The sequence below is a fragment of the Aeromicrobium sp. REDSEA-S32_B7 genome (assembly GCF_001626145.1).
In the GTDB taxonomy this organism is placed as follows: Bacteria; Actinomycetota; Actinomycetes; order Propionibacteriales; family Nocardioidaceae; genus Aeromicrobium; species Aeromicrobium erythreum.
In genome coordinates, this window is record NZ_LUNF01000256.1 from 1 (window position 1) to 3,452 (window position 3,452).

General features: G+C 73.8%; 3 protein-coding genes. 2 read left to right on the forward strand and 1 reads right to left on the reverse strand.

Features of this window, described 5'->3' with window-relative positions:
- Both A6Q79_RS15965 and pknB read left to right on the forward strand, forming a co-directional pair.
- Positions 1-800, forward strand: an 800-nt coding sequence (locus A6Q79_RS15965; protein WP_317698749.1) for a polyprenyl synthetase family protein, incomplete at its 5' end; no start/stop codon positions are given.
- A 130-nt stretch (positions 801-930) separates the two neighbouring features.
- On the forward strand, positions 931-2,970 hold the full coding sequence (gene pknB, locus A6Q79_RS15970) for a Stk1 family PASTA domain-containing Ser/Thr kinase (RefSeq protein ID WP_317698750.1): 2,040 nt from the start codon (positions 931-933) through the stop codon (positions 2,968-2,970).
- Positions 2,971-3,027: 57 nt separating this feature from the next.
- Here pknB and A6Q79_RS15975 read toward each other — a convergent pair.
- Positions 3,028-3,452 (reverse strand): 3-deoxy-7-phosphoheptulonate synthase (locus A6Q79_RS15975; RefSeq protein WP_317698751.1); only part of this gene is annotated, 425 nt, incomplete at its 5' end.

The following is a 3,452-nucleotide window of genomic DNA, read 5'->3' on the forward strand; positions in this document are numbered from 1 at the left end:
GGCTGCAGGCCAGCGCCCTCGTCCACGACGACCTGATGGACGGCTCCGACACCCGGCGTGGGCACCCGAGCGTGCACCGCGACTTCGAGGCACGGCACCGCGCGGTCGAGGGGTCCGTGGGCGACGCCGCACGCTTCGGCCAGGCCACCGCGGTGCTGCTGGGCGACCTCATGCTCTCGTGGGCCGACGAGCAGCTGCGCTCCTCCGGCCTGCCTCGGGTGCCCGAGGCGCTGCGCTACCTCGACCTCTGCCGCTCGGAGGTCGTCGCGGGCCAGTACCTCGACGTGCTGGCGCAGACCCGCGCCACCGTCACCGTCGAGGAGGCCATGACGATCGTGCGGTTCAAGGCCGCCTCCTACACGGTGGAGCGACCGCTGCACATCGGCGCGGCGCTGGCAGGAGCCGACGACGCGCTGGTGGCGGGGCTGAGCGCCATCGCCGTGCCGCTCGGCCAGGCGTTCCAGCTGCGCGACGACGTGCTGGGCGTCTTCGGCGACCCGGCCGCGACGGGCAAGCCGGCGGGCGACGACCTGCGCGAGGGCAAGCGCACGGTGCTGGTGGCCCGTGCCCTCGAGCTGGGCTCCGACGACGACCGTGAGCTGCTCACCCGGCTGCTGGGCACGCGCGAGGGCGTCGCCCCGCTCACCGACCTCATGACCCGCACCGGCGCACTCGCGGCCGTCGAGCGCGACATCGCCCGGCTCGAGGACGAGGTCGACGAGGCGATCGACGCGCTCGGTCCGGCAGCGCGCGACGTCCTGGCACCGCTGGCGCTCAGCGCGACCCGACGCTCCTCCTGAGCACCGCGGAGCGGGCTGCGCGGGCAACTCCCGACGAGGACACGGCCGCGCAGCACCGTCCGCGCGAGGCTGTTCTCTACACTCGTCCCAGGGTCAGCCGGCCTGTGGAGCCGACGTGAGGAGGTCCGGCGTGACGGTCACGCGTGATGATGCGCTCGTCGGACGTGTCCTCGACGGCCGGTACCGGGTGTCGGAGCGGATCGCGCGGGGCGGCATGGCCAGCGTCTTCCTCGGGCACGACGAACGGCTCGACCGTCCGGTCGCCGTCAAGGTCATGCACGCCGGGCTCGGCGACGACGAGGAGTTCTCGCAGCGCTTCGAGCGGGAGGCGCGCGCCGCCGCCAAGCTCAACCACCGCGGTGTCGTGGCCGTCTTCGACCAGGGCCGCGACGGCGACATCACCTACCTCGTCATGGAGTACGTACCGGGGCGCACCCTGCGCGACGTGATGCGCGAGGAGGCGCCCATGCGTCCGCTGCGGGCGCTGCGTCTCCTCGCCGACGTCCTGACGGCGCTGTCCGCGGCGCACCGCGCGCACCTGGTCCACCGCGACGTGAAGCCCGAGAACGTGCTCATCACGCCCGACGGCGAGGTCAAGGTCGCCGACTTCGGCCTGGCCCGCGCCGTCAGCGCCGCGACCACCGCCACGGGCGGCACGCTCATCGGCACCGTCTCCTACCTCGCGCCCGAGATCGTCGTCAACGAGGGCGCCGACGCACGCTCCGACGTGTACGCGTGCGGGGCGCTGCTCTATGAGATGCTCACGGGCGTCAAGCCGCACACGGGCGAGTCACCGATTCAGGTGGCCTACAAGCACGTCCACGAGGACGTCGCGCCGCCGTCGCTGCTGCGTCCTGAGCTGCCGCCCTACGTCGACGCGCTCGTCGCCAGGGCCACGGTCCGCGACCGCACGCAGCGCTCGCAGGACGCCGGCGTGCTGCTGCGGCAGGTCCGGCTGGTCGAGCGGGCCCTCGTGGAGGGGCTGGCCGACGACCCCGACCTCACCGCCGACCTCCTGCCGCGCACGACGGCCCCCGACGACGAGACGACCCGCCCGGTCGTGCTCGAGCACGAGTACCCCGACGGCGCCCTCTCGGGCCCGATGTCACCGTCCGCGGCCTCGGCCCTGGACGACGACGGCGGCGAGACCGTCCTCGTCGACCGCGAGACCGGCGAGGTCGTCGCCCGCGCGGAGCCGACCATGCGCTGGAGCAGCGACACGTGGTCGCGCACCCCCGCCGCCGCAGCGGCTCCCCCGCCGCAGGAGCCGCCCACCCGCACCCGCGACGACCGTGCACGACGACGCGGCCGGCTGCTGCTGGTGGCCACGCTCCTCGCGGCGCTCGTCGCAGCCGGTGCCGGCTACTGGCTGGGCTTCGGCCGCTACGAGGCGGTCCCGCAGCTGGTCGGCCAGGCCGAGGCGCAGGCGGCCGAGGAGGCCAAGGACGCGGGGTTCGAGCTCGACGTCACCCGTCGCGCGTTCTCCGAGACCGCGCCCCTCGGCACCGTCATCTCCACCGACCCCGCCGTCGGCGACCGGCTGCTGCCGGGCCAGAAGATCACGGCGGTCGTCTCCAAGGGCAAGGAGCGCTACGCCGTGCCCGACCTGTCGGGCCGGACCCTCGACGACGCCCGCGCGGCGCTCGAGAGGCGCAACCTGCAGGCCGGTGACGTCACCGAGCGCTACGACGAGACCGTGCCCCAGGGGCAGGTCGTCGCCGTCTCCGGCGTCAAGGTCGGCCAGCAGGTCCGGCGCGGCACCGTGGTCGACCTCGTCGTGAGCCGGGGCCGCGAGCCGATCCAGGTGCCCGACCAGACCGGCCGCACCCGCCAGGAGGCGCGCGCGGCGCTCGAGGAGGCGTCGTTCGCCGTCACCGTGCGCGAGTCCTTCTCCGACGACGTCCCGAAGGACCGGGTCATCAGCCAGACACCGAGGGACGGCACGCTGTTCCGCGGCGACACCGTCACGATCGAGGTGTCGAAGGGCCCGGAGTCCGTCGACGTGCCCGACGTGCTCGGTCGCCCGCGCGACGAGGCCGTGAAGGCGCTCGAGGAGGCCGGCTTCGAGGTCGACGTGCGCAACCGCATCCCCGGCTCCGACCGCGTCGTCTTCCAGGACCCGGGCTCGGGCAAGGCCAAGGTCGGCTCGACCGTCGTCATCTACGTCTGAACGACCGGCGCCCCCGGACCTCGTCCGGGGGCGCCGGTGTCGGCGGGTGCCGCAGGATCAGCGCTGGTGCAGCATGTCGGCCACGAGGAAGGCCAGCTCGAGCGACTGCTCGCGGTTGAGCCGCGGGTCGCACAGCGTCTCGTAGCGCGTGGCGAGGTCCTCGGCGGAGACGCGTCGACCGCCGCCGACGCACTCGGTGACGTCGTCGCCGGTCAGCTCCACGTGGATGCCGCCGGGCCACGTGCCGAGCGCGCGGTGCACCTCGAAGAAGCCGCGGGTCTCGTCGATGACGTCGTCGAACTCGCGGGTCTTGTAGCCCGTGGAGGCCTCGAAGGTGTTGCCGTGCATGGGGTCGCACACCCACGCGACCTCGAGGCCGGCGGCAGTCACCTTCTCCACGAGGGGCGGCAGGAGGTCGCGGATCTTGTCGGCGCCGAAGCGGGTGATGAAGGTGAGGCGGCCCGGGGTGTTCTCCGGGTTGA